The organism is Sneathiella aquimaris, from assembly GCF_026409565.1.
GTDB lineage: Bacteria > Pseudomonadota > Alphaproteobacteria > Sneathiellales > Sneathiellaceae > Sneathiella > Sneathiella aquimaris.
The window spans coordinates 2597760-2621522 of the sequence record NZ_CP112881.1; the positions used below are offsets into that span (position 1 = coordinate 2597760).

Below are 23763 nucleotides of genomic sequence, written 5' to 3' on the forward strand. Positions count from 1 at the left end.
CTGTTTTGCCATCCGCTAGCTGCGGCTGACCCCACTTGCAAAGACTTCTTCTTTCAACACCCGTTGACTAAAGGCCAAAAACAACAACCCCGGTACCGTAATTATTAACGTAAAGGCAGCGGCGACAGGATCAAGAGCCCCGCCGCCACTTATTTTGGTAAACAGAAGTGTTGCCAGTGTATCCACCTGTCCTTGACCAATGTAAAAGGTAAGCAGAAAAATATTGGTCGAGATCAGCACTGAAAATAATGCAGCGGCCAAAATGCCCGGCAGCATTAAAGGCATTTCAATAAACCAGAAAACCTGTATTCGAGAAGCACCTAAAAGCTCGGCCTGTTCTAGCATCCCCTTATCCAACTCCGCGTATACAGAGGTCAAAACCCGGATCATATAAGGAAGCACGGGGATAAGGTGAGCCGCGGTGACAGCAAACAGATTCCCTTGAAGTCCAAATTGTAAAAAGATCAGTAACATCCCGATACCAAAAGCTATTTCCGGGACAATCAGTGGTGTACTGAGAAGAAGTTCGACGCCAGGTTTTCCCGCGAACCGGTGACGCGCCAGAACCCGGGCAGCTGGAATAGAAAAAAGCAAGGCCACCACGGTCACCAGCACAGCGATCAAGACCGTATTTTGCAGGGCTGGCAGCAACCTTGAAACCGGGTCAAAAACGTAATCCCAGGCGAGTGGGAGGCGTGCGCTTTCACGTTTTTCCCACCACCAGATAGACGGCAGCAAATCAGGCCAGCCCCACCGAAAGGAGACAGACGCCACCGCAAGGGGCACGAAAGGTCCTACAATCGCCCCGATAAAAAAAGCTAACGCGATCTTCTGCCAGGTTCTTAACCGCTGGATCATATCCGCCCCCTCTTTCTTTCAAGGCGACGGTAAAATGTCAAATACCCCAAAAGGCAAATCGCAGAAACAATTGTAATGACCGTCGTGACAGCCATCGCTGAAGGGCGGTTGGTATAATCAGCATCACTAAATAACCGCCATGCCTCAACGGTCAGTGTGTTCGGGTAACCAGCACCCAAAATAAACGGGACTTCAAAGCCGCCAAAATTAAACGCAAACACAATTAGCGTCGCCCCAACTAGTGACGGCGTTAAGCGCGGAAAGGTGACGTGCCAGAAAATCTGCCAGCCGGAAGCCCCCAGCAACATCGCGCTTTCCTCCTGCTCTCGCCCCAGCACAAGCAAATTGGAATACAGCATCAGGGTCATGAAGGGGACCTGTTTCCAAAGATAGACAACCATTATCCCAATGCCGCTTGAACTTTGTAAAAGACGCGGGAACTCAGACGGGCTTTCAATCACACCCACGGCATAAAACAGCCGTGCAAACAACCCTCCGTTTGTGAAAAGCAGCAAAACAAGGCTAACACCAACAAGATAAGGGACAACCATCGGAATTTTATACAAAAACAGGAACAGTCCACGCGCCTTGAACCGCCGCGCAAGGATCACGCTTAAAATCAGGCTTAGCACTGCCCCTACCAGGGTCGGAACAACAGAATAATAAAATGTCAGTCCAAGTGATTTCCAAAATCCGGTTCCTGCAAATAATTGCTGGTAATATTTAACGGTCGGAAATTCATTAACGCCATATTGGGGCGCATAGCCAAAACTTTGCACAATGCCCAGCGATAACGCTCCCAGAAAAAGAACGGCCAACAGTATGATCGCCGGTGCAAGCCCCGCGATAATCTTGACGGTCGAGGTTGGCGCTCGTTTTACCATGACAAATGACTATGTCTTCATTGCCTCACGGACAATCTGTTCAAAAGGTTTGCTTGACCGCCTTTCGATATACTCGATCCAGATTTTTTCAATGACCTTTACCAGCGACGCATTTGTGTCGGCCACGGCCCCTTGCCCCAATTCTTCAGTCGTAACACCGTAATGAGAGGGGGCCGCCGCTTTGACGGCTTTAAGATCAATGGGTGACAAAGTCTGCACGTCGATACCCAACGGGTATCCAATTGTTTTCAACTTGGACACCTGCAACGTGACAGAAGACATGATGTTCGCAAACACGAGAGCTGCAGCCGGATGCGGCGTGTTAGCGGGAATTGCCAGAAAGTTCTTATTCTTGATCATACCATTTTTCGGGAACGCCAAGGTTTCCGCTGTTTCCGGAAAGGATCCGTTTTCTCGCTTGTTAGCAACAAGATAAAGGCCAAACTCACAGCCCATATCGATTTCGCCGTTATTGAACATGGCCTGCAAGGCCGCTTGATTTTGAGGATAAATCGCTTTACCACTCCCCAGCAGGTTAGGTTCTATTCGTTTCAAATAATCGAAACCCGGGCGCACCAATTCAGTAAATGCCTCGGCTGTAAATTCATCAATCGATTTCTGGAAATCGACATATCCCTTACCTGAAGGATTAAACGCATATAAGGCCGTCTGAACAAAGGTGTTTCCAACATAGTGGGGCGGTTTAACATACGTAAAACGGCCCGGATTATTATTCAGCCACTTTTCAAGCCCGCCAAAGTCTGTGGGGGCGTCGGCCCGTTTCAATCGGGCAGTATCAATATAACAGACATACTGTTCCCCGGACCAGGGCATTTCGCGCGCCAAGGTCGGCGTTCCAAAATCAGAAAGATTTAATTGCGACGCCGGATTATTTGTATCAAAAATGAAATTCCTTGCATTGGGGACCTTATCCGCAAAAGATCCGAAAAGAGCATTTTGACTGGCCAGAGTATAAAAATTGTCACCGTTCAACCAAATCGCGTCAACGGTTCCCTCGCCAATCCCTTTACCGGCCTGCATTTCCGCCAGCACCAGATCAACGGCTTCACGGGTGCCGGAAATCCGGGTCGTTTTTAAGGTAATTCCTTTTTTCTTCAAACGAGGAACAACAGCCGATTCAATCCAGGCATTCAGTTCTTCGCTGCCACCCCAGTGAAACCAGTTGATCACGCCTTCTTTTTTGGCCCGGGTTTCAACCTTTCCCCAAGACATTTTCCCAGAATTAAACTGGTCTCGAAAATTCTCCAGCTCCTTCTCAGCGGCAATGACTGGTGAGAGTGCGGAGACGCCCATAACAAAGGCAAGACCCAAAGATTGAAGTAATTTCATGGAACCTTATTCCTGTTAAAATCGAATTGGTTTCTCCGGGATAACCCAAAGAAAATGAGTATTTAACTGGAGCCAAACCTGCGCTCCTACCGGGAAATGTTCGGCACTCTGATGTTGAACAGCGATCATTTCTTCTGCAATTTTTACGATATAAACAACATATCCGCCGTGATAGCGTGCCGACAACACCTCCCCGCAAAGAGACCCTGTTTGAGTTCCGGACAATGCAATATTTTCTGGCCGGATCATTACCGTGACCGCCTCACCCATCGCATAGGCAGAAGCTTCCCGACAGGTAAGCTCTCCCAATGGGCAGCGGACCGTTTCACGGCCAGAAATAGTTGCTGGTAAAAAATTGGTCGCCCCCATAAATTCTGCAACAGATCGATGCCGCGGCTTTTCGAAGACGTCTTTTGCAGTCCCTTGCTGTAAGGCCGATCCGTTTTCCATAACAACAACCTGATCGGCAAGCATCATTGCTTCATTCTGATCATGTGTCACGAAAACTGTTGTCAGCGACAAATCCTGTTGCAGTTCTTTAATAAACAGGGCGACTTCTTCTCTCAAATTTGCATCAAGATTTGAAAGTGGCTCATCCAGCAAAAGAATTTCCGGATCCATCACTAACGTTCGCGCAAGGGCCACCCGTTGTTTCTGCCCCCCTGAAAGTGTCGTTGAAAATCGGTTTTCCAATCCCTGAAGGTGTGTTTTTTCAACAATCCACTTTAGTTTTTCATTGTTTTTATCTTTACTCCCTCCCCCCATTCGCAATCCGAAGGTAATATTATCAGCCACATTGAGATGGGGAAACAGTCCGAAATTCTGAAACACCATACCGACTTTTCGTTGGCGAACAGACAGGTCTGTGACATCCCGACCACCAAAGAGTAAGGTACCGTCATTAATTGGGCTTAGTCCGGCAATCATACGAAGAGTCGTCGTTTTACCGGACCCTGATGCTCCCAGAAGAGCCAGCATCTGACCATTGGGCAGACTTAGATCAATCGGACCGATCGACCTTCCATCCTCAAACGCGGTGATACACCCAATCAAACGCAGTCCACTCATCAAACTCTCATAGTTTCTATATTATCGATTTGATTTAGTGTACTGAGTTTATTTAAGAAATCCTATCAAAACAGCGTGAAAGAAAAATTCAGGTTTATTCTCAAATCACTGCCACGCATTTATCAAATGACAGAGATTGCCAAGACCGTGTTTTCATTCTACAGTTTTCAAACAAACAATGAAAAGAAAACGGAAAGTTTCATGAAATCTATACCAGAAGGGTTTACGCCCCTTCCTCATACCACGGGGTTTATTGGTCATCTTGGCCCCTACTATTTACATCAACAGGAAGACGGCAACTTTTTGTTTGGCTTTCAGACCGATGATCGTCATTCCAATCCCAATAATGTCATTCACGGCGGCGCCCTCGTCGGTTTTGCCGATACAGCTATGGGCCATTGTGTTTTCAGATCCTGTGACAGGCTTTGCGCGACCATCACTCTCAATACAGAATTTGCGGCTGGCGCACCAGCGGGCAGCTGGATCACAGCCCATCCAGAACTTCGCAAAAAGACAAATAGTCTGGCCTTTGTAAGAACAGATCTATGGGCTGAGGAAGCGTTAATCATGAGCGCGACAGCCGTCTTCAAACTCTTTCCCGCAAGCCGGTCTTAAAGAGGGCCACCTCGGTAACGTTAGATCGGCAAACCAGAATGTCAGTGGCTGCATGGCAGGTTACTTTGACGGGTGACCGGTGCCTAACAAGAGCTCCTCTTCCTTGATAGAAGAAGTATCAGAAATAGCGCAGAAAACGATCCGTGAACCGGACCGTTTTCTTTTCCTTATCAATACTTGTCGGGATCAGGACCAGGGCAGCGAATAAGTTTTCACATTTGTGAAGCTCTTCATTGCTTCCAGAACACCTTCCTTATACCCCAATCCAGAATCCTTAATACCCCCGAACGGAGACATTTCAATACGATAACCAGGCACTTCCCAGACATTGACGGTTCCGACTTTCAGGTCGCGGATCAACCGCTGGATAGCAGGCCAGTTATCTGTACAGACGCCCGAGGACAGTCCAAATGCTGTTGAATTGGAAATGCGAATAGCGTCGTCCAGGTCCGTGAATCGGATAACCGGCGCAACAGGTCCAAATGTTTCTTCACGCACAAGTTCGCAATCAAATGGCACATGATCCACAACCGTCGGAGAATAAACCGCACCATCCCGCTTGTTGCCGATTTTCAGGACCGCCCCTTTTTCAATCGCGTCATTCACACGATTTTCAAATTGGATGGCAGATGCTTCATTAATGACCGTTCCCATATCCATGGTTTCATCGAACGGGTCACCATATTTTATTTTTGCTGTTTTTTCTGTCAGCAATGCAACAAACTCATCTGCAATGCTATCGGCAACCAAAATGCGTTTCACTGCTGTGCAGCGCTGACCCGAGTTTTTATAGGCCCCCGCGACAGCCAGATCGGAAGCCTTATCAAGATCCGCATCCTCCAGAACGATGAGAGGATCATTTCCTCCCAGTTCAAGAATTTTGCGTTTGTAGCCTGCTTTTTCAGCAATATATTTTCCAATAGGGACACCGCCTGTAAAGGTCACAAGTTCAGCATCTTTATTGATCAGCATTTCATCTGCGATATCTTCCGGGTGACCGGTCACGACAGAGAACATCGCCGGTGGCAACCCGGCTTCGTACAGAATATCAGCCAGCAACAAAGCCGTGAGCGGCGTTTTCTCGGTTGGCTTGAGAACCATGCAGTTATTTGTTGCGATAGACGGCGCGACTTTATGCGCGACCTGATTGAGCGGATGATTGAACGGCGTAATTGCACTGATCGCCGACAATGGCTCCCGTAAGGTAAAGATTTTCCGCTCTTTACCATGAGGGGTGATGTCACAGGAATAGACCTCGCCATCGTCCAGAATGCACAGCCGTGCAGAAAGACTGAACACATCATAGGCCCGGCCTACTTCATACAGACTATCTTTCTTACAAAGTCCAGCTTCCGCTGTAATCAGGTCAGAAATTTCATCTTTGCGTTCAACAAGCAAATCCGCTGTTTTTTGCAAAATGGCGTACCGGTCGTGGCGCGAAAGGGTCGGCTGGTAATCAGATGCAGTTTGAAACGCCGCTCTTACATGCTCGACCTTACCTGCTGGAATTGTACCGACAACCTTGTTACTAAAGGGATTAACCACATTAATAACGTCCGGTGTCGCTACTTTTTCGCCTGCGATCCGCATTGTTTCAACACGGATATCCGTTGGATGTCCCATTTAGGCCCCCTTTTTTATTGAGCGTAATTCAGCGCCAAATCAAAGATATCGAAATTCCGAAGAGCGCGCCCTTCTTCCAGTCCGACAACAGGCTTGTTACACAACAACGGCACGCGCTGTTCTGAAATACCACCATGCGAGCGAAGCGGCTCTTTCAAGGCACTTAGATCGTGGCGGCTCGCGCTGGTCCCCAATACTTTATGGGCTGTAGACACAAGGATAACGTCCCCGGTTCTGTCTTCTCGCAGTTCGAACCTGGCGCACCCTTCTTCACGCGAGAGGCTTTCCATAATCCCGTCCAGGCCTTTCAGACGGGCAATGATCTCGTCCCGATTTTCTTCTGGCAAATAGGCTGTCGCAAACGAGCCAAGTGCACCGTGGTGAACAACATAAGGGTCCGTAATCGGCAGGATAACCCGTGCAGCCCCTTCCCCTAACCATTCGTCCAGAACGTCCTGAAGGAAAATGACATCCGGTTCACCCGCGTCTGTATGCTTGGATTTCATACCATGATCCGCCGTGAGGGCAATCACCGCACCGCGGGCATCCAACTCTGCCATATATTTGTCAAGCATGGCGTAGAATTCGTTCGCTACAGGCGTCCCTGGTGCATGTTTATGCTGAATATAATCTGTGGTTGATAGATACATCAAATCAGGTGCATATTCGTCCATCAGCTTAACACCACAAGCAAAGATAAACTCGCTCAGTTCGGCGGAATAAACAGAGGGTACGTCCCGGCCAATCCACTCAGCAGCATTATCGATGCCATTTTCAGCTAAGGTCGCCTCAGCTGATTTTTCTGAGGAAAAACAGATGGCCCGGCCAGATGTCACGTCCAACCCGTTCCCCAGCAAAGTCCGCAGCTTATCCTTAGCGGTTACCACTGCTATTTTTGCACCCTTATCAAAAAATGCTTTAAAAATTGTCGGCACCCGCAGGAATTTGGGGTCATTCATCATGACTTCTGCGTCAGCTTCCACGTCGTAGAAATAGTTCCCGCAAATGCCGTGAACCTTTGGCGGCTGGCCGGTAACAATGGACAGATTATTTGGGTTAGTAAAGCTCGGCACGACACAATCAGCCCGCAAATCTGCACCGGAAGCTAACGCCTTTTCCATATAAGGCATGACACCATCTTTTATAGCCTGTTCGATATAAGCAGGCTCACTTCCGTCGATACACACGACGACAACGGGTTTTTCAGGCCAGGCATAGGTCCGATCATTTACGGAAACCGGGGCATTTGACATGGAGGGGTCCTTCACTGTTCATCACTGCTTGAATTGATTGTTCTGCACTTTAAAAACAAACAATCTTACTGGTTCTGTATTTCAGAATTGTGAGGAGTATGGGAAGGAAAGGAAAATAAATCAAATCGATATTTATAATCATTTTGATCATTTCAACTTATATAATAAAAACACCCTCTATCGGACTGCTCCCACCAAATTGGCCCCGCGAGAAGCCATAAAATAAAGCCCCATATAATGCGTAATATCCTGTGGGTGCGCCGCCACCTCTGGAAGCCCCGCCCCGATCGCAACGTCTTTTGGCAAATCGTAGGTCGAACAGCCTTTATCATAAACGTGGATTTCCTTAAGGCCTGGCATCATATCGTGATTGCGCGCGCTCAGACTGGTCAACACAAAATCCATAACGCAGATATCTGTACAAATCCCCACAACCAGAATATCTGTAAGATTATGCTGCCTGACCCAGTCAACAACGGCATTTTTCCCGGACCTATCGAATGCGCCGATAAAACCGTTAATGCAATCTTTGCGGACTAATAGAGTATTCGGGTCCGTTTCAAGCCATTTAAGCTCTGGTACAAGTTCCTCCTCACCCGTTCCCTGTTCACAATGCGGCGGGTAAGGCGGCTCAGGTTTTCCCGGCTCGTGAGTATCAAGAAACGCAAGCATGGGCCATCCTTGCCCTGTAAACAACTTGGCCAACCGGTCCGTCTCCGAGACCATAACGGATACTTGTTCGTTCGGCACAGGCGGTGCCAGGTTACCCGCACCGACAGACGCAAATCCGTTCACTTCATCAACAATAATCAATCCCACCCGCTCGCAATCTTGTTCAAGATCAAGCTGGCCAATTTCCAATGGCATCTGATCGGCCAATGCATTTGTGATGTCCTGTTGTTTCATTCTACTCCTCCGCCCATCAATTTCTGGCGACCCTGCAGTGCAGATTATACAGAAAAGGGACTAATTCGAGGCGAACCAATCCCTTTCCTGCAGAACAGGATCGTGTTATCCGCATTGCCCTTCAGGGGCAATAACACCCAGTTTTTTCTCAACGTTCAGGGTACCGTTCCCGGTCTTGCCGATATACATATTCATGGCGACATGATGGTCATTCTCAGTAATCATGGCCTTACCGGTTGGGATATCAAATGACAGACCGCCCATGCCATCGATCATGGCTTCTTTATCCACCTTGCCCGCTTTTTCGATGCCTGCTTTCACAGCCATCAACGAGTTATAATGGGTCATTACATAAAACGAAACAACAGCGTCATCGCCTTCTTTTTTACGAATTTTGGAGACAAATTCCTGAACGCCGGCTTCATCTGAATTTGCAACCATCGGCAATCCAGCATACATGCCCTCCCCTTTTCCGGGTCCAAAAGCCCCAAGATAGGTTTCCGCAAATCCCAGAAAAGCGATCGTTACCTTTTTTGTCAGCCCAAACTCTTCGGCTTGTTTGATGAAGGTAATACCGTCCGCACCGGGCAGGGCAAACAACAAAATCTTAGCGCCGGAATCCGCGATTTTACGAATGACTGAAGAAAAATCTTTCACGCCAAAAGGTGTATACTCTTCGCCAACTGTCTCGCCGCCAACTGTTTTGATCATCGCGCCAGCCGCTTTAAACATATTACGGGGCCACACATAATCAGCGCCGAACATGTAATAACTATTTCCAACCCCTTCTTCTTTCAAAAAGGGAATGAGCGGTGCTGTATCCTGATTAGGAACGGTGTTAAACGAGAAAAGATACCGGTCACAAATCCCCCCTTCGTAGTTGGTCGCATATAAAAGAGGGGTTTTCAGTCGTTTCATAGTGCCTGCCATCGCATCGCGGGCAGCCGATGTAATCGGACCCGAAACTGCCATGACTTCATCCCGTTGAATGACTTTCCTTGCCCGTTCGACAGAGGTTTTAGGGTCGGTTTTATTGTCTTCGTAAAGCACTTCCACCTTGTGCCCCATAATACCGCCTGCGGCGTTTATTTCAGAAGCAGCGAGATCCAACCCCATCTGCGCTTGTTTACCAAACAGCTCCAACCCCCCTGAAAATGGTTGAACAGCCCCAATTTTGATTGTTTTTCCAGCGGCAATCGCTGGCATCCCAAATCCTGCTGTCGCCGCAACGGCGCCGGCTGAGGCTACAAAACTTCTACGCGAAATCTTTATCATTGATTACCCCCTAAAATTATTCGTTTACAAATGATATCTTCTCATAAAAAATAGGACATCACCAGCAACTTCTGTCACCCTTTATGTAGAAAAACCGGAACATCACAAGAGAACAAAATCAAAATGCGCAAAAAAGTGATTATATGATCAAAATTCAGGCATATTCTTATGTATACCTACGATAGTTTCATAGGTTTGCTGATGAATTTAAACCAAAGACCATCTGTATACTTACGAAAATGAACAAACCTTATGGCTTTTCTTGAAATAACTTCCCTCCAGAAAAGATTCGGCGGTTTAAAAGCCGCAGACAATGTCTCCCTGTCTTTGGAAAAAGGAAGCCTGACGGCGTTAGTCGGACCAAACGGATGCGGCAAATCCACATTATTCAATCTCATTACAGGGGCGATCAAACCAGACGCCGGGAAAATTCTTTTTGATGGTCGCGACATTACAGGCGGTGCCCCGCAGCAAATTGCACGGCACGGCGTTGGTCGCAAATTTCAAGTCCCCGCCATTTTCTCCGAACTGACGGTTCGTGAAAACCTGACCGTCCCCTTCTTAAGGCACCGCCGGTTATTTGGCCATAAAACCGCCGACCTGAACCGGATCAATCAAATCCTGAAGACCATTAAACTGACGGACAAATCAGACAGCACCGCAGAAGCTCTCTCCCATGGTGAAAAACAGTGGCTTGAAATCGGGATGATCCTAGGACAATCCCCCTCACTCATCCTCCTCGACGAGCCAACCGCCGGTATGACGGCCAATGAAACAGCGGCAACAGCCCTGCTTATCCGGGAAATCAATATGAAAGAGAATGTGACGTTACTGGTGATCGAACATGATATCGGGTTTATTGAACAACTGGATTGCCCGGTCAGTGTAATGGCCCGCGGCGCGATTTTAAAATCCGGCAATTTCAAAAGCATCAGAAACGACCCAGAAGTACAGGAATTATATTTTGGAAGCGCTGAGACCTCTCATGCTTGAAATAAAGGGCCTTAATTCTGGGTATGGCGAAGCTCTGGTATTGCAGGAATTTTCCTGTTTTATTCCGGAAGGAAAAATCACTGCCCTAATGGGACGGAATGGCATGGGGAAAACCACTCTGCTCAAAACCATCATGGGCCTGATCAGAGCCAGTAGCGGGCAGATCTGCCTGCAGGATGTCCCCATCCAAAAATTGGAAACCTACAAAATTTCACAGTCTGGTATAGGCTATGTCCCACAAGGCCGTGAGGTTTTTGAGCAATTTACCGTCTATGAAAATTTACGTCTGGCTGCCCTTGGCTCATCCCTGAAGAACCTGGAAATCCTACCGCAGATTTACAATTGGTTTCCTATTCTTGAGGAAAGAAGAGATCAAAGGGCGGGAACATTTTCCGGCGGTCAGCAACAGATTCTGGCAATTGCGCGAGCCCTCGTCACACGGCCCAAACTACTGCTGCTGGATGAGCCTACCGAAGGAATACAGCCCAGCATAGTCCATGAAATTGGCGTAAAGTTGTCTGAAATTGCCTCGACAACAGGCCTGACAGTCCTTTTGGTCGAACAAAATGTCGACATGGTGAAAACAATGGCAAATACCGTTGCCTTTATTGAAAACGGAAAGTTAATGGAACAGGTGGACATCCATGACCTTGAAGAAAATGATGCGCTTTTACAGCGTTACCTATCGATATAGGAAGGCATTATGGACATATTTCTATCGCTAATCGATGCCGCATCCTATATCCTGATCCTCGTCTTGATCGCCTTGGGCCTGATGATTGTGTTTGGCATGATGGGCGTCATCAATATGGCGCATGGCGAGCTTTTTATGATCGGTGCCTATGTCATGGTGGTTTGCCAATCAGTGGGCCTGCCTTTTTTTGTTGGGCTAATTGCTGCGCCGTTGGTTGTCGGACTTCTTGGACTGGTTATTGAAACCCTCCTTATCCGGCACATATACCTTCGCCCGCTCGATACAATTCTTGCGACCTGGGGGTTATCAATCGCCCTTAAACAGGCCATCGTCCTGATCTTCGGTCCAGAATCCCAAAGTATCGCCAGTCCTATAAATGAAACACTGACGATCGGGGAATTCTCGTATCCGGCCTACCGCTTACTCGTGATGTTAGCCTCGCTATTACTGATCGGCGGCACTTTCTGGGTTTTTCTGAAAACTGATTTCGGACTAAAAGCCCGCGCGGTTATCTCGCGGCCGGATACGGCGGCCACTCTGGGCATCAACACCCGTTATCTCTATCGCTGGAGCTTTATTATCGGGACGGCCTTGGCCGGACTGGCCGGTGCGCTGATAGCCCCGACCATCAGCGTGGATCCTCAAATGGGATTGGGCTACCTGATCCCTGGCTTCCTCTCCATATTGGTTGGCGGCGCCGGGCCGTTGGCTGGCGTGCTGGTCGGGGGGGCTGCGGTTGGCGGAACAAACAGCCTGCTTACTGTTTGGATTTCTCCGGTTGCCGCTCAAATAGCCGTGTTTTTGCTGGCAATCCTTGTTATTCGCCTTCGCCCCGAGGGGATTTTGGGAGGAAAGAAATGAGACATCTCCTACCCATACTGATCCTTGGCGCATTATTCGCTATCGCCCCATTTTTTCTGGGAAGTTACTGGGTTTCGCAATTGAGCTATTACCTGATCTACGGGTTGCTGGCGTTATCCTTATCCCTCGTGTGGGGTTTTGGGGGCATCCTATGCTTTGGGCAGGCTATTTTCTTTGGCATCGGCGGGTATGTTATGGCGGTCATGACCAAGGGGATGATCTCGCCGCTCCTTATCAACAGTTATCTGGGATTGTTTACCGCAGTTTTTTCATCTGCGCTTTTTGCCATTATTCTTGGTTATTTTCTATTTGCCGGAAAAGGGATCAGCGGTCCTTATTTGGCAATCGTCACCTTGGCGATTGCCATCGTTCTCGAACGATTGATGAGTAATTGGTATGATTTGGGCGGATATAACGGATTGCTGGATATTCCCCCGCTCAATATCGGGCTTTTCTGGTTTGACTATGAACTTTGGGACACGGTACCGATTTTCTACACGCTCCTGACAATCGTGTTCAGTGTCTTCATCGCTGTTTCCCTGCTGACAAAATCATCTTTCGGGATATTACTCACAGCGCTAAAAACCCACGAAAATCGCCTTTCATTCTTTGGTTTTAGTGTTTTACAAATCAAACTGACAGTCTTCGCCATCAGTGCAGCCATGGCTGGTCTTGCGGGTGCTTTATTTGTGACCGTGGATGGGTTTGCCTCGCCAACACTTATCGGGTTCACCCTTTCAACAGAAATCCTGATATGGGTGGCTCTTGGTGGCAAAGAGATGTTGATGGCCGCTTTTTTAGGGGCCGTTCTGACCAGATTTGCTGAAAACTGGCTATCCGAAATTTTTGGTGATTTCTGGATCCTATTGTTAGGCAGCGCGTTTATGATCAGTGTGGTTTTACTGCCAAAAGGGCTAATTGCAACCCCTTTGGCACTCTTGGCGAAAAGAACAGGGCTTAAGCTTTAGCCCTTCGTTTTTCGGTTTCAGACCGCAGAACCTGCCCGGTTTCATCCAGGAGAACGCCAAATCGTTCTTCTGCCTGTCCTGCTGAATAATATCCGCGCATGACATCCTCGGCGACCTGATCAGGGTCTCGCTTGAACGCCGAACCGAAGCCACCGCCGCCCGGCGTGGAAACAGAAATACTATCCCCGACTTCAATTTGAATATCCTGATCTTTTGATAAATGCGGGGGAATGTAATCCTTTCCATCCGCATGAACCAAAACGGTGTTCAAGCCACCATCTTTGCCGCCTAACGCACCCAGCGGCCCGTATCGCCCGTGATCCATTACCATGGAAGCCCGTGCCTGCCCCCGGCGTAATCTGATTTTATAATTTACGCCGAAACCGCCACGATATTCACCAGCCCCGCCAGACCCTTCATGAAGGGAATATTCTTCGAACAAAACAGGGTAATATTGTTCCATGACTTCAATAGGAGTCGTCTTAGAGATCCCAATGGTCGAGCAGCCATTCGATAGACCGTCACCGCCCTGATAGCCACCATAACCGCCTCCTGAAATGACGTACATGACATAGGCTTTATCCCGTTCAGGATCATAACCGCCAACAGCCAGATTGCCTGATGTGCCCGCTGGCGCGGCAAATAATAGTTCCGGCATAACATCAACAAGCGCGTTAAATACAGCTTCGGCAATACGCTGGCTTACTTCAGCCGCACAGCCGGAAACCGGTCTTGGATATTTCGCATAGAGGAATGTTCCCTCCGGATCCGTTATTTTTAACGGCTCAAAGGTACCTGCATTAATCGGAACTTCTGGAAAAATATGCTTTATTGCCAAATAGATAGAAGACTTTGTTGTCGCAATAACTGAATTCATCGGACCCATGCAAGGGTCACTGGACCCGGACATATCAAAATGAAGCTCGCCCCCTTTGGATGTAACCTTCATGTCAATTTTCAGGGGCTCATCCACAACACCATCAGAATCCACATAAGCGACCCCATGATAGTCGCCATCTGGAATATCCGCGATTTTCGAGCGCATCTGTTCTGATGCACGCGCCTTCAGTTCCTTGATTGACTGGCTGACAACATCTTCGCCATAACGATCCAGCAGATCTGTAAGGCGCTGCTCTCCAATTGATAGAGCCGCGGCCTGTGCCTTGATATCACCAATTCTTTGATCTGCTATTCGAATATTCGACAGAATAATCGACAGAATTTCCTCATCCAGCACACCTTCTTTAAACAGTTTAACGGGCGGCAGACGCAAGCCTTCCTGTTCAACCTCAGTGGCATTTGCCGAAAAGCCTCCTGGAACTGAGCCCCCCAGATCAGGCCAGTGCCCTGTATTTGCCAGCCAGGACCACAGTTTTCCTTTATAGAAGAAGGGCCGAACAAATTTAACATCCATAAGATGCGTGCCGCCCAAATAGGGATCATTTACAATAAAAATGTCCCCAGGCTTTACATCTTTCGCGCGCTCAATCACTGCTTGCGTCGAAAACTGCATTGTCCCGACAAAGATGGGAAGGCCCAACTCACCCTGGGCAATCAACTCCCCCGTATCCGCAGCATAAATCCCGTCTGAACGGTCGAGTGCTTCTGAAATCACCGGACTGAAAGCCGACCTGACAAATGCCAGATCCATTTCGTTGCAAACCTGAATAAGGCCGTTTTGAATCACGGCCAGCGTAATTGGATCAAGTTCTTTCATCTTACACCTCCACAATCAGGTTGCCGATAGGATCTGCCGTTACCTTGCAACCGGGCTCCACAATAATTGTGGTATCCAATTGCTCAATGATTGCGGGTCCCGCAAAGTCAAGCCGGCTTGGCAATGCATCCCTTTGATAAACCGGTGTGTCGAACAACGTGCCGTCAAACATCACAGGACGCCGTGTTCTTTCAGCCTCCTCCAGGGTTTTCTTTTGATTGCGACCGATCAAGACAGCAAGGTCAAGGCTTTCCCGACGACCAATAACCGCCGTATGTAAATTCACCAGGACGGCCTTGATCTCCGGTAACTCCACCGCAAAGCGCGCCCAGTATACTTCATCAAAGCGCTTTTGGAGCTCTTCGAGAGTCACATCAGGCCCGCTGATTTCGACACTGAGCATATGGCTCTGTCCTTGGAATTGCATATCGGCGGTAAAAAGAAACACCAATTCCTCGGTTTTAACGCGGTCCCGCTCTATCATTTTTTTACCGTCTTCAATTTGCTGACGGATGATTTCCTGCACCTGATCTATATCAAGAGATGCAAGCGGCGTATTCACAGTGTTTACAAAATCATGACGCAAGTCAGACACGACACACCCCAGTGCATTCGTGATGCCTGGCCGGGCGGGCATGACCACCCGCGGAATAGAAAGCTCTTTTGCAAGGGCAACACCATGCAATGGTCCCGCACCACCAAATGCAAACAAGGCAAAGTCACGTGGATCATGCCCCCGCGATAGACTGACCATGCGAATAGCGCCTGCCATTTTGTTATTGGCGACTTGAAGAATGGCCGTGGCCACCTCTTCCGCATTCATATTGAAATGCACACCAATTTCACTGACAAAAAGATCTTTAACTTCCTGAAGAGAAACCGGACTATCAACTGACAGGAGTTTCTCTGCGTCCAGACGCCCAAGAACCAGATTTGCATCTGTGATGGTGGGGCGTCGCCCGCCTCGACCGTAACAGATCGGGCCGGGTGTTGCGCCTGCGCTTTCCGGGCCTACCTGAAGCATTCCTGCCGCATTGACAAACGCAATCGAACCACCGCCAGCACCGATCGTATGAACATCCACCATGGGTACGTGGATCGGCATACCATATTCCAGATCAAGCTCAGCCGTCACTTGCGGCACCCCATCCTGAACCAGACCAACATCAGAACTGGTCCCGCCCATATCATAGGTGATCACTTTATCAATACCCGCTGCCCGGCAGGTTGCCGCGGCAGCCATAACACCGGAGGCCGGACCGGACATCACCGTATTGACAGCGCTCTCAGCCACAATCCGCGAAGAAACACTTCCCCCGTTCCCTTGCATGACAAGCAGATCATGGGCAAAGCCCTGATTGGTCAATTCATCCTGAAGACGATTGATATACCGATCCAGAACCGGACGGATTGCCCCATTGATCGCCGCGGTCGTACCGCGTTCATATTCTCGATATTCGGATAATATCTCATGACCCGCCGTCACAAACCGATTAGGCCACATCTCACGGGCAATTTCCAACGCCCGCGCTTCATGCGATCGGTTTTTATAGGAATGTAGAAAGTGAAGAACAAGGCTTTCCACATCCTGATCAATCAATTGCTGGATCGCCGTACGCAAGGCCGCTTCATCGAGCGGAATAACAACCTGACCATCCGCGTCAATCCGCTCAGGAACCTCAAGACGGTATTCGCGGGAAATCAAGGGTTTAAACTGTCCCTTGAGCCCATAAGGCTGCGGACGGGTTCGACGTCCCAGTTCCAAAACATCGCGAAAGCCTTTGGTGGTGATCAGGCCAACCTTGGCGATCTTCCGCTCCAACAAAGCATTGGTTGTTGTCGTTGTCCCATGATTGATTGCAAAGACTTCGGAAAGCTTTGTACCAACATTTTCAATGGCGTTAATGACACCAAATGCCTGATTATCCAGTGTGGTTGGCACCTTTGTGACGGAAACTTCCCGTGTTTCCGTATCTACGGAAATCAAGTCAGTGAAGGTACCACCAACATCCACCCCAATTACTCTGCCTGTCATATGAAAATCCGTTATCGTTGATTTTTATTAATTATCGAAGGCCGTCATTGGCGGAGATGTCATCAACCGTCAAACCGCCTAACCGTGCATGTGGACGGCCGCCTGTTGTCATGACCAGGGCAAAAACAATTTCTCCGCGCCGTGGACTATCGGGAAGGCCAACTTCCATTGCATCGAAATGGCTGCGAACGTAGGAAGCATCTTTATGGGTGATGGGTATTTCCATCCGTGCGCCCACACCTGCGACCTTTTTGGATGATGGAACAATGGCATATGCCTGACCAAGGGCTTCACGCATGGCGTAACCGCCGGCGACATGCCAGCAGGCACCATGTTCCATTTCGCCGTCTTCACCAACAATAGCACCTTTGCCGTAACTACAGATTTTCTCCGGATCACCGCCCAGCGCGTTTATCAGCTGCTTCGCAACCTTAAGTCCCAATGGTTTCAGCGCTTCCATGAAGGGAGTGATATCCTCAACATATTTGCCCGCGTAAGGGTTATCAACAACCGCAATGATGGATCCTCGCAAAATGGGGTCCTCAAGAACCGGCCCGCCTTCATGGTAGACTTCTTCGATTTGTGTGGAAATTTTCCGCACTTTAACAAGATCTGTCATGCTATTTTCCTTACTTGAATTTTTTCATCTGATAACAGGCTACAGCTCTGCCCTTGCAACGCAAAATAAGCAGACTGAATGAGCCCAGCCTCCCTCATATTTTTTGCAACGCGCATCCCTTGGGCAAGCGCATTTTTCTTTTCCACTTCCGTCAGCGGTCCAACGTCGGTTGTCACCATCATATCGCCAAGATCCGTATCGTCTCGAACGTCAAAAGCGGGCTTTTGCATAACAGCAGGGCTTTTTACAAAAACATGACCCGCAATGACCGTGGCCGCCACATCCGCTGTCGCCGCACAATTTGCCAACACTGTCACAGCATCAGCGATCCCCGGAGACAATGATCGACCTCGCCAGCCTGAAGTTGCTACGCCGCCAATCCCGTCCTGAGCCGAGATGGTAATTTTCGCATCAATCGAGGGGGCATCCTGATTATTGACAATCCCGCTTGTAAAAACAGAGCCCCTCCCCAAAAACAAAGCGATATCACCACCGTTATTCACATACAGTTTTTCCAGTCGGCGCCCCTTGAGCATGGCCGTTTTAACGTGATCAGCAACGGCTCCGGCAACCGCCGCCATTGCGGTAACAAAGTAATCATCTGAAAATTGACGGGCGGCAATCCATAAAGTTTGAGAAAGACCGTTCATTGCGGGCGCAATCTGTCCTGAAACGGGCCGTTTCAGAACACTTAAATCCTCAACAAGTGTCGAAAGAATACTCGAAAAGGCGACCGCTCCCTGTTTATAGGCTGCCTCAATTTCCTCCCGTTTGCCAAAGGCTTCTGCGACAATGTCAATTGGGCCGTGCTGAAGATGCAATCTTCGCCCGTCTACCATTAGCCTGACTGTCGCCTGACCGGTCATTTTTCAGTTTCCTGCAATTTTCACCAACCCGTCGCGGGTCAGCACATCTGAGATCGGAATGATACTGTCCTTATGGCCACCCAACGCCTCGAAATCTTCTCGCGACATTGAAAATTCAATTGGCGCAACCAAGGCCGGGGTCGGCACATATCCAAACGAATTTTCAGGCATTGCCATCACATCAACAATGACTGTAATCCCGCCACCCGGCCAAATATAAGCCGGTGCGCCCCCACAGGTAACACGCGTCAAAGCCTCTTTCACCGACCGGGTCAATCGCACTGGATTTTCAGTGACCCCCGCACGCAAAGACCCACCTGCACCTGCCATGAACAGCACGGTGCACAAAGCAGGTTCACAATTTTCGGCAATCCGATCAACAACGAGTTTTATTTCATCCGGCATCGAGGCCGGAACCGGTTTCAGTTCCTCATCCAAAACGAAATATGCGCTATCCTGACCGGTTGTGGAAACCATCAGTAATGTCATGCCCGGACGGGCCTTTTTGGGATCGACTTTGTCAATAATATCCAGTGGATTGGTGATATCCGTTCCGCCCCATCCGGCGCCATGTTCGGCTACCTGAAAATACCGACCCGGCGTTGAACGTCTTCCCCGCACTTTTATCCCTGAAACAGGCATCTCTAGAAATTGTCCAGCCTGATGTTCGGTAAGGACGCCTGTAATATGATCATCGACAACGATGACCTCGTCCACTTTTCCATGCCATTGCGGCGCAAATATACCAATGGTCGCGGAGCCGCACCCGACACGCATCCGTTCTTCTTCATCCCCATCAATGATGGGCGGCTTCCCGGCCTGAACAGTTATTTTAGCGCCGCCCTCGACTTCGAGATCAACAGCCTGTTTGTTGCAAAGCGCCAATAACGTATCACAAGTCACTCGTCCTTCTTTTTTGGACCCGCCAGTTAAATGACGGACGCCGCCGAGTGACAGCATCTGGCTGCCATATTCAGCCGTGGTAACATGGCCAACCTGCTCTCCATCGGCATATACAGCCGCCGTTTCTGGTCCAACATAACGGTCCGTATCGATCTTTACTTTGACACCGCAATAGCTGAAAACACCTTCAGAAACCACTGTAACCGTGTCCACACCATCCGCTGTTGCGCCAACAATAAAGGGTGCAGGTTTATAATCCGGATAGGTCGTTCCTGAACCGACACCCGTAACAAATGTATGCCCTTTCGGAACAAGATCGCCGTTCCACTGGCCACTGGTTTCAGTAAAAGGGACCTGTTTTTCAGCATTTTCAAGAACGACCAACGGGTCGACACGGGTAAGAACACCGTCCACATTGGCATATCGATCACAGGCGCCGGAACGCCCCGTCCGAATTCGGCAAAGCACAGGACAGGCATCACATCGAATTAACCCATCATCTTTTGCTGCTGTTTTTGCATCACTCATTGTGCGGCCTCCTTCTCGTTAAGGGCTGCCTTTAACCGATGGGGAAGAAGCGGCGCCTCAGTGACCCGCACTCCCGTTGCATGACGCACCGCGCCAAAAATAGCAGGCGCTGTTGGAACCAGTCCGGGTTCACCCACGCCCTTGGCCCCAAAAGGACCCAATGGTTCGGCATCTTCCACAATCAGTATTTCCATATCGGGCATATCCCCGAATGTCGGGATTAGATAATCATGCAGGTTTTCGGTCACACCCGGTACGAACTCTTCCATCAAGGCAAGGCCCAGCCCCTGTGCAATCCCTCCGTGGATCTGACCCTCAACCAATTGTGGATTGATGGCCTGCCCCACATCATGGGCGGCAATAATTTTAATTACCTTTGTCGTTCCCAATTGTGTATCAACCTCAACAAGGGCGATCTGAGCTGCAAACCCGTAGGTCGCATACGGCACACCCTGCCCGTTTTCATCAAGCGGTGACGTCGGTGGATCAAAATTACCGGACCCAAAGAACACATTACCCTTCTTGATTTCGGGAAGCGCTGTGAGATCAACCTCATGTTTCGCATTTTTATCGGTGATCGTGAGAATAGAGCCCTCTATTGCAAAGATGGCATCCTCACCGGCGTTCACGTGACGCAAGATCTGTTGCCGCAACTCAAGACCCGCGAGTTCCGAAGCTTTCCCAGAGACGAATGTTTGACGTGAGGCAGAGGTTTTACCCGCATCTTCCGTTAAATCGCTGTCTCCCATGATATAATGGAAATCAGAAACCGGAAGCCCGGCCGCATCGGCACAGATCTGCGGCATAATCGTATTCGAGCCCTGCCCAATATCAACGGCACCGTTATAAAGTGTAATTTTACCGTCTTTATTGATACCCACTTCCATCGTTGACGGATTGGAAAGCGATGTATTACCAATGCCGTACCACATGGCACCGATCCCCACGCCCCGTCGCAAAACACCATCACTTTTTTCATTAAAAGCACGCGCAAGCGCGTTCATTTCGCCCCAGCCAGGTTTCAGTTCTTCCAGACAGGGCGCCATACCCGCACTGGCTTGCAAAACCTGACCGGTTGCCGTGGCCTCTCCAACCCGAATTGCATTTTTTAATCGGATTTCCAGCCGATCCATTCCAAGCTGTTCCGCCAAATCATCCATCATTGTTTCATGGGCAATAGCGGCTTGCGGAACGCCGAAGCCCCTAAACGCACCTGCTGGCGGTGCATTGGTAAACAGTCCGCGGCCCGTAATATGGACATTAGGAACAAAATAAGGACCGCTTCCGTGAACGGGAACCCGCCCGGCAACCGTAGGTCCCCAAGATGCATATGCGCCAGTATCAAAGTCCGCAGTCATTTCCGCAACAACGAGTTTACCGTCCTTGTCCGCAGCAAAACGGCTTCTGACCTCCGACGGGTGACGTTTGGTGCTCGCCGCCATACTTTCCGGTCGCTCATAAACATAGGCAACAGGGCGATCATATTTCATGGCCGCGACAGCAAGAATGGGCTGTATGGACACATCCAGCTTACCCCCGAAACCACCGCCGACAGCAGTTGGAATAACCCGGACCCGCTCTTTTTCAACTTGCAGAACGTTCGCAATCTCATCCAGATCGATATGGACGGCCTGTGTGGTTACCGTTACTTCAACCCGGTCCCCAACGCGTTGCGCCCAACCTGCCTCAGGTTCAATATAGGCATGTTCAACAAACCGTGTTTGAAAAGACCCTTCCGTGACGGCTGCCGCCTCGTTCAATCCCTGCTCAATGGATCCTTTCGCCACATGACCGGAAATCAGAACATTCTCTGGCTTATCTTCATGCAGTTGCGCGGCGTTTTTTGACCGTGCTGCATCAAGTCCAATCACTGGCTCCTGCAACAGAAATTTTATCGGTAGATCATCCAGTCCTATTGACTGAACCACATCTTTAGTACCGACAACAGCAACAACAGCATCGCCGCGATACCGAACAACACCGTCGGTTAAAACTGGCTGATCCTTACCCACTGGATAAATACCAAACCGGTTAAACGGGATATCCTTATAGGTCAGTATATCGTGAAGCCCGTTCCACGCATCAATAACCGATGACATATCACCAATCTCGACACTGGCCGATGGATAGGGTGAACGCAGAATCCTGACCCAGAACGCATTTTCTGGAATATTATCCGCCCCATATTTTTCAAGGCCGTTCAACTTTTCTTCAGCGTCCAGTTTCGCAATAGACGCACCAACCGCCTGACCGGCTTCTGGCTCAAGCGTCGAGTGCTCGCCCGCTGCGTCCATGACCGCATCGACAATTTTCTGATACCCTGTACAACGACACAAAACCCCTCCCAACGCGTCTTCAACAGCGTCCCGGCTCGGCGCGTCATTTTCCGCCAACAAGCTACTTGCCGCCATCAGCATCCCCGGCGAACAAATACCGCATTGTGCTGCACCGTGGCGACTAAAGGCCTGCTGCAACTTGTTGAGAGAACCGGCCTGCGCCAACCCTTCAACTGTTGTTACAGATTTGCCTTCAGCCTGTATAACCGGCGTGAGGCAGGAACAGACCTGTTCCCCATCAAGGGTCACCGTACAAGCCCCGCAATCCCCGGCATTACAGCCTACTTTTGTGCCCGTTAGGCCCAATTTGTCCCGTAAAACCTCTGACAGGCGGGTAACGGGCTGCGTTTCAACCGATACTGTCTTTCCATTTACATTAAGTTCTATCGATCTTGTCATGATGCTGTACCCCAACTGGAAACCATACGGCGAATGAGCGTTCTAGCCGCATCTTTTCTATAAACCGCCGTTGCACGGACATCATCAATCGGGTTGAGAGATGAAAAATGAGCGTCCTGTATATTTCTCGTAAGGGTGCTGTTTATTTGCTGACCAACAAGGATGTCTTCCAGTTCGGTCAATCGGACGGCCACTTCCGAGCAGGCCCCAACAGATAAACGACAATGCGTAATCGTGCCCGAGGCATCCCATTCGACCGTTCCTGCGACCATCGCCAGTGAAATCACCAGATATTTCCGAGACCCAAGCTTCAAAAAAGAGCCCAGACTGTTCGCCGCCTGACGGACCGGAATATGTATTGCTTTCAAAATTTCTGTGGGCTGCAATGCCGTTTTTCGATTTCCCAGAACAAATTCGGATATTGACAACATACGGCTTCCTTCAGGCGAAAGGACCTCGACCGCGGCATCAAGACTTAGAAGAACGGGAACGCCGTCAGCAGCAGGGGACGCATTGCATAGATTACCACCGATGGTCCCTGAATTTTGGATCTGACGCCCACCAACTTCTTTTGCTGCAAGCTTTAAACCATCAAAGACAGGCGGCAGGTCAGCATTAACTATATCAGTCCAGCAAGTAGCTGCGCCGATGACCCAGTGATGATCAGTTTTTTCTATTCCGCGTAACTCTGAAATGGCACTAATGTCCAGAATATCGTCATCCAGCTTTCGTCCCACTTTCGCTGGATAATAATCAGTTCCACCGGCAAGAACCGTCAAATGACGACTTGGAAGCAGCGCCATTAGGTCAGACAGGTTATCCGGCCGAAAATATTCTCCCATATTTCTCGGACCTTCTTTTTGTATGTATACATATGATAATGAAGTATTATTCCACTATGTCAAGCGCTAGCCTCCTACAAAATTGAAATTATTGCTTCTTCTTTCTGTGACCCCATAATAAAACAGCAATAGTTCAACGGTAAAACGAAAAGCTGGAAGAGGTTCTTAAG

The 23763-nt window shown here is 49.2% G+C and carries 20 protein-coding genes; 5 read left to right on the plus strand and 15 right to left on the minus strand.

Annotated features, from left to right (window positions below):
• Positions 1-15: 15 nt before the first annotated feature.
• From OIR97_RS12210 to OIR97_RS12225, 4 genes are read right to left on the minus strand one after another with little or no spacing between them, the layout of a single operon-like run.
• Positions 16-858 carry an ABC transporter permease gene (locus OIR97_RS12210; RefSeq protein ID WP_169545986.1) on the minus strand — a complete coding sequence of 281 codons (843 nt, stop codon included), beginning with the start codon at positions 856-858 and terminating at the stop codon, positions 16-18.
• Entirely contained in the window at positions 855-1742 is an 888-nt protein-coding gene (locus tag OIR97_RS12215) for an ABC transporter permease (protein WP_169545987.1), read from the minus strand. The genes OIR97_RS12210 and OIR97_RS12215 overlap by 4 nt, the downstream gene beginning before the upstream one ends.
• A gap of 9 nt (positions 1743-1751) precedes the next feature.
• Complete coding sequence (locus OIR97_RS12220; protein WP_169545988.1) at positions 1752-3092, minus strand: ABC transporter substrate-binding protein; 1341 nt, start codon at positions 3090-3092, stop codon at positions 1752-1754.
• A 15-nt stretch (positions 3093-3107) separates the two neighbouring features.
• Complete coding sequence (locus OIR97_RS12225) at positions 3108-4160, minus strand: ABC transporter ATP-binding protein (RefSeq protein ID WP_169545989.1); 1053 nt, start codon at positions 4158-4160, stop codon at positions 3108-3110.
• A 201-nt stretch (positions 4161-4361) separates the two neighbouring features.
• Here OIR97_RS12225 and OIR97_RS12230 point away from each other — a divergent pair, with 201 nt between their 5' ends.
• Positions 4362-4775, plus strand: coding sequence for a PaaI family thioesterase (locus OIR97_RS12230; RefSeq protein ID WP_169545990.1), 414 nt, complete (start codon positions 4362-4364; stop codon positions 4773-4775).
• Between the two features lie 186 nt (positions 4776-4961).
• Here OIR97_RS12230 and phnY read toward each other — a convergent pair whose 3' ends face one another.
• The 4 genes from phnY to OIR97_RS12250 all read right to left on the minus strand — a co-directional run bounded on the left by phnY (position 4962) and on the right by OIR97_RS12250 (position 9832).
• A complete protein-coding gene (gene phnY / locus OIR97_RS12235) occupies positions 4962-6398 on the minus strand; it encodes a phosphonoacetaldehyde dehydrogenase (RefSeq protein WP_169545991.1) in 1437 nt (478 codons plus the stop codon).
• Between the two features lie 14 nt (positions 6399-6412).
• The gene (phnA, locus tag OIR97_RS12240; RefSeq protein WP_169545992.1) at positions 6413-7651 is read right to left on the minus strand and encodes a phosphonoacetate hydrolase; all 1239 of its coding nucleotides are present in this window, start codon (positions 7649-7651) and stop codon (positions 6413-6415) included.
• A 177-nt stretch (positions 7652-7828) separates the two neighbouring features.
• Positions 7829-8557, minus strand: a complete 729-nt coding sequence (locus tag OIR97_RS12245; RefSeq protein WP_169545993.1) for an isochorismatase family protein — start codon at positions 8555-8557, stop codon at positions 7829-7831.
• A 105-nt stretch (positions 8558-8662) separates the two neighbouring features.
• Complete coding sequence (locus OIR97_RS12250; protein ID WP_169545994.1) at positions 8663-9832, minus strand: substrate-binding protein; 1170 nt, start codon at positions 9830-9832, stop codon at positions 8663-8665.
• A gap of 252 nt (positions 9833-10084) precedes the next feature.
• Here OIR97_RS12250 and OIR97_RS12255 point away from each other — a divergent pair, with 252 nt between their 5' ends.
• From OIR97_RS12255 to OIR97_RS12270, 4 genes are read left to right on the plus strand one after another with little or no spacing between them, the layout of a single operon-like run.
• The gene (locus OIR97_RS12255; protein ID WP_169545995.1) at positions 10085-10825 is read left to right on the plus strand and encodes an ATP-binding cassette domain-containing protein; all 741 of its coding nucleotides are present in this window, start codon (positions 10085-10087) and stop codon (positions 10823-10825) included.
• A complete protein-coding gene (locus OIR97_RS12260) occupies positions 10818-11519 on the plus strand; it encodes an ABC transporter ATP-binding protein (RefSeq protein ID WP_169545996.1) in 702 nt (233 codons plus the stop codon). Before OIR97_RS12255 ends, OIR97_RS12260 begins: the two co-directional genes overlap by 8 nt.
• Positions 11520-11528: 9 nt before the next feature.
• Positions 11529-12380, plus strand: coding sequence for a branched-chain amino acid ABC transporter permease (locus OIR97_RS12265; protein ID WP_169545997.1), 852 nt, complete (start codon positions 11529-11531; stop codon positions 12378-12380).
• Positions 12377-13348, plus strand: coding sequence for a branched-chain amino acid ABC transporter permease (locus OIR97_RS12270; RefSeq protein WP_169545998.1), 972 nt, complete (start codon positions 12377-12379; stop codon positions 13346-13348). The genes OIR97_RS12265 and OIR97_RS12270 overlap by 4 nt, the downstream gene beginning before the upstream one ends.
• Here OIR97_RS12270 and OIR97_RS12275 read toward each other — a convergent pair.
• From OIR97_RS12275 to OIR97_RS12305, 7 genes are read right to left on the minus strand one after another with little or no spacing between them, the layout of a single operon-like run.
• Positions 13338-15065, minus strand: a complete 1728-nt coding sequence (locus OIR97_RS12275; RefSeq protein WP_169545999.1) for a hydantoinase B/oxoprolinase family protein — start codon at positions 15063-15065, stop codon at positions 13338-13340. The genes OIR97_RS12270 and OIR97_RS12275 overlap by 11 nt on opposite strands.
• A gap of 1 nt (position 15066) precedes the next feature.
• Entirely contained in the window at positions 15067-17100 is a 2034-nt protein-coding gene (locus OIR97_RS12280; RefSeq protein ID WP_169546000.1) for a hydantoinase/oxoprolinase family protein, read from the minus strand.
• Between the two features lie 31 nt (positions 17101-17131).
• Positions 17132-17719: an amino acid synthesis family protein gene (locus OIR97_RS12285; RefSeq protein WP_169546001.1), complete on the minus strand. Its 588-nt coding sequence runs from the start codon at positions 17717-17719 to the stop codon at positions 17132-17134.
• Complete coding sequence (locus OIR97_RS12290; RefSeq protein ID WP_169546002.1) at positions 17716-18585, minus strand: UPF0280 family protein; 870 nt, start codon at positions 18583-18585, stop codon at positions 17716-17718. Before OIR97_RS12290 ends, OIR97_RS12285 begins: the two co-directional genes overlap by 4 nt.
• A gap of 3 nt (positions 18586-18588) precedes the next feature.
• On the minus strand, positions 18589-20016 hold the full coding sequence (locus tag OIR97_RS12295; protein WP_169546003.1) for a 6-hydroxynicotinate reductase: 1428 nt from the start codon (positions 20014-20016) through the stop codon (positions 18589-18591).
• Positions 20013-22751, minus strand: a complete 2739-nt coding sequence (locus OIR97_RS12300) for a molybdopterin-dependent oxidoreductase (RefSeq protein ID WP_169546004.1) — start codon at positions 22749-22751, stop codon at positions 20013-20015. Before OIR97_RS12300 ends, OIR97_RS12295 begins: the two co-directional genes overlap by 4 nt.
• Positions 22748-23593: an FAD binding domain-containing protein gene (locus OIR97_RS12305; protein WP_169546005.1), complete on the minus strand. Its 846-nt coding sequence runs from the start codon at positions 23591-23593 to the stop codon at positions 22748-22750. Before OIR97_RS12305 ends, OIR97_RS12300 begins: the two co-directional genes overlap by 4 nt.
• Positions 23594-23763 lie beyond the last annotated feature (170 nt).